Genomic DNA, 3886 nt, shown 5'->3' with positions numbered 1-3886 from the left:
GCACGCGGTGCACGGCCTGCTGTGGACTTCCGCCGGCGGCACGCAATCCAGCATCAAAGGCGGCTTGCAATGCGCTCTTGACACCCCAGACGCTCACGTCGTGAAAGTCCAGACTGTCCCGGTGGCGGGTTTGCAGGGTTTCGATGAACAGGTGGTCCAGGGCGATCGATTCGAGCAGGAGCTCGATCTCGTCGGGGGAGAGTGAGGTGGGTTGCTTGGGTTTGGCCATGTGGGGCTCCTTGGTGGGTTGCTTGTCAATCGACATCCGCATTCACGCGCTGTGCGCCACAGAAGCCAAGCGCTTTTTAATCCCGGGTGATTCACTCGCCTTTGCCTGACCCATCACATCCAGGAGGCCACCCACTTGCACTGAGTAAATCAACACCATGGGACTGTCCATTCGCGCCTACGCGCGCCATCGCGGCGTGTCGCACGTGGCCGTCAAGAAAGCCATCGACACCGGGCGCATCACGCCGCTGCCAGACGGCACCATCGATCCGGTGGTGGCCGATGCCCAGTGGGCAGCCAACACCACACCGACCCGGAGGTCGGTAGCGGACGTAACCAGTGACAAAACGACTCCGCAGGTTTCCGCACCAGCCCGCGAGGCTCCGCAAGCTTTCGCGCGACCACCACGCGAAACGGCAGAGTCACCCACCCCGGCGCTGTCATCGGGCGGCACGTCGCTGCTGCAAGCCCGCACCGTCAACGAGGTGGTCAAGGCGCAGACCAACAAGGTGCGCCTGGCACAGCTGAAAGGCGAACTGGTCGACCGCGCCCAGGCCGTGGCCCACGTGTTCAAGCTCGCCCGGGCCGAGCGCGATGCCTGGCTCAACTGGCCGGCACGCATCTCAGCGCAGATGGCTGCTGGTTTGGGGGTGGAGCCGCATGCCCTGCATGTGGCACTGGACGCCGCCGTGCGGGAACAGTTGCAAGACCTGGGCGATGTGCAACCCAAGGTGGACTGATCATGGATGAGCTGTATTACGAAGGCTGGGACGCGATCGAGCGTGCCTGGCGCGAGGGCCTCACGCCCGACCCGCTGCTCACGGTATCCGAATGGGCCGACAAGCACCGGGTGCTCTCCAGCAAGGCGGCCTCCGAGCCCGGGCGCTGGCGCACCAGTCGCACGCCTTATCTGCGCGAGATCATGGATTGCTTGTCGCCCATGTCACCGATCGAACGCGTGGTGTTCATGAAGGGGGCACAGGTGGGCGGTACGGAGTTAGGCCTGAACTGGGTTGGCTATGTGATCCACCACGCCCCGGGCCCGATGATGGCGGTGTGGCCCACAGTCGAGATGGCCAAGCGGGCATCCAAGCAGCGTATCGACGCACTGATTGAAGAAAGTCCTGCCATCCAGGAGCGCATCGCTCCGGCTCGCAGCCGCGACTCGGGCAACACCATCCTGGCCAAGGAATTCCATGGCGGGGTGCTGGTGATGACCGGCGCCAACAGCGCGGTGGGCTTGCGTTCCATGCCGGTGCGTTACCTGTTCCTCGATGAGGTGGATGGCTACCCGCTGGATGTGGAAGGCGAAGGCGATGCGATTTCCCTGGCCGAGGCGCGTACCCGCACTTTTGCCCGGCGCAAGATTCTGATCGTTTCGACCCCGACGATTGCGGGGGCCAGTGCGGTGGATCGGGAGTTCGAAGCATCGGACCAGCGCCGCTACTATGTGCCGTGCCCGCACTGCGAGCACCGCCAGTGGCTGCGGTTCGAGCAGTTGCGCTGGCAGCGTGGCCAGCCAGAGACGGCCGCCTACATCTGCGAGTCATGCAACCAACCGATCGCTGAGCATCACAAAACCTGGATGCTGGACAACGGCCAGTGGCAGGCCTGCGCACCAGAACAAGCCGGGCGCACGGCGGGGTTCCACCTCTCTAGCCTCTACAGCCCGGTGGGCTGGCGCAGCTGGATCGAGATCGCCCGCGCCTGGGAGTCGGCTGCGATGTCAGACAGTCGCTCGGCCTCGGCCATCAAGACTTTCAAAAACACCGAATTGGGTGAGACCTGGGTCGAAGAGGGCGAAGCGCCAGACTGGCAACGACTGCTGGAACGCCGAGAGGACTACCGAATCGGTACCGTGCCCGCGGGCGGCCTGCTGCTCACTGCCGGTGCCGACGTACAGAAGGACCGCATCGAAGTTTCGGTCTGGGCCTTTGGGCGCGGCAAGGCCGCGTGGCTGGTAGAGCACCGGATATTCATGGGTGACACCGCCCGCACCGAGGTGTGGGGTTCGCTGGCCAGACTCATGGGCGAGACCTGGACCCACAGCAGTGGCTGCCAGTTGAGTCTGGCGCGCCTGGCCTTGGATACCGGTTACGCCACCCAGGAGGCCTATGCCTTCGTGCGTAGCGTGCGCGATGCCCGGCTCATGCCGATCAAAGGTATTGGCGGTGGTGCGGCGCTGATTGGCACACCCACGGCGGTGGACGCTACGGCCAGCGGCAAAAAGCTGCGCCGGGGCATCAAGGTGTTTCCAGTGGCCGGCGGCATTGCCAAGCTGGAGTTCTACAACAACCTGCGCAAAGGCGCCGAGGTCGCGGAAGACGGCGTCACGCCGATCTACCCGGTCGGATTCGTACACCTGCCCAAGGTCGATGCCGAATACCTGCAACAGCTCTGTGCCGAGCAGCTGATCACCCGGCGCGACCGCAACGGCTTTGCCCACCGCGAGTGGCAAAAGATGCGCGAGCGCAACGAAGCTTTGGACTGCTACGTCTACGCTCGGGCAGCGGCTGCGGCGGCAGGACTGGACCGGTTCGAAGACCGGCACTGGCAAGAACTCGAAAAACAACTCGGCACCGACCCACCAGTCGTTGCCAAACAAATCACAACCCCCGAGGCCACCCAAGAACAGCGATTCGACGGTGGCCTCGTTACTTCTGGCAGTGCCAAACCCAACCCGCGTCGCGTGGTGCGCAGCCGATGGATGACTTGAGTGAACAAATAAGCATGACCTACACACCAGAACACCTGCAGGCCTTGCGCGAAGCCCTGGCCAGCGGCGAGCACCGCGTGACTTACGAGGGTAAGAGCATCGAGTACCGCAGCGTGGCCGATTTGAAGGCCGCAATTGCCGAAGTCGAAGCCACTATCGCTCGTGAATCCGGCTCACCCAAATCGCGCCAGATCCGCGTCACCACGAGCAAGGCACTCTGATGGCCTGGCTCAAGAATCTGCGTCGCCGCATGTTCGGTGGCACGCCGGTCTATGACGGCACGGGCAGTGGTCGCCGCGCCCTGGCCTGGATGCCCAGCAACCCGGGTGCGGTGGCGGCCCTCTCGCTGGCCCAAGACGAACTGCGTGCCAAGAGCCGTGACTTGGTGCGCCGCAACGCCTGGGCTGCGGCGGGTATCGAAGCCTTCGTGGCGAACGCCATTGGCACCGGCATCAAGCCGCAAAGCATGGTCCAAGACCAGGCCACGCGAGAAGCCATCCACAGCCTCTGGTGGGATTGGTGTGAACAGGCCGATGCGGCAGGGCTCACCGACTTCTACGGTCTGCAGGCACTTGCCACTCGCGCCATGCTCGAGGGCGGCGAGGCTCTGATTCGGTTGCGCTACCGCCGCACCGAAGATGGCCTGCCGGTGGCGCTGCAGATCCAGGTGCTGGAAGCCGAGCACCTGCCGACCACCATGAACCGGGACCTGCCGGGTGGCGACGTCATCCGCTCAGGCATCGAGTTCGACCGGCTGGGTCGCCGGTTGGCCTACCACCTGTATCGCTCGCACCCCAATGATGGACTGCTGGCACCGATGTCCAGCAGTGCCGGCGGCGGTGGCATGGACACCGTGCGGGTGGATGCCAGTGAGGTGATTCACCTGTTCCGTCCCTTGCGCCCTGGCCAGATCCGGGGTGAGCCGTGGCTCACGCGGGCGCT

5 protein-coding genes are annotated in these 3886 nt (G+C 64.5%); 4 read left to right on the top strand and 1 reads right to left on the bottom strand.

Features of this window, described 5'->3' with window-relative positions; translation table 11 throughout:
* On the bottom strand, positions 1-229 hold a 229-nt coding region (locus C1I89_RS32585; RefSeq protein WP_102776310.1), incomplete at its 3' end, for a DUF6900 domain-containing protein.
* 157 nt (positions 230-386) lie between these two features.
* On the opposite strand from C1I89_RS32585, the gene C1I89_RS32580 reads away from it, so the two are divergent.
* From C1I89_RS32580 to C1I89_RS32565, 4 genes are all read left to right on the top strand, one after another.
* Entirely contained in the window at positions 387-968 is a 582-nt protein-coding gene (locus tag C1I89_RS32580) for an elements of external origin (protein WP_102776308.1), read from the top strand.
* A 2-nt stretch (positions 969-970) separates the two neighbouring features.
* On the top strand, positions 971-2944 hold the full coding sequence (locus C1I89_RS32575; protein WP_102776307.1) for a phage terminase large subunit family protein: 1974 nt from the start codon (positions 971-973) through the stop codon (positions 2942-2944).
* Entirely contained in the window at positions 2932-3165 is a 234-nt protein-coding gene (locus C1I89_RS32570) for a phage head-tail joining protein (protein WP_440130681.1), read from the top strand. The genes C1I89_RS32575 and C1I89_RS32570 overlap by 13 nt, the downstream gene beginning before the upstream one ends.
* Positions 3165-3886 (top strand): phage portal protein (locus C1I89_RS32565; RefSeq protein WP_146196973.1); only part of this gene is annotated, 722 nt, incomplete at its 3' end. The genes C1I89_RS32570 and C1I89_RS32565, both read left to right, overlap by 1 nt.

Origin of the sequence: Achromobacter pulmonis (assembly GCF_002885955.2) — a bacterium.
Lineage (GTDB): Bacteria > Pseudomonadota > Gammaproteobacteria > Burkholderiales > Burkholderiaceae_B > Achromobacter > Achromobacter pulmonis_A.
The sequence above is the reverse complement of the archived record's forward strand: the minus strand, read 5'-3'. Positions and strand labels throughout refer to the sequence as shown.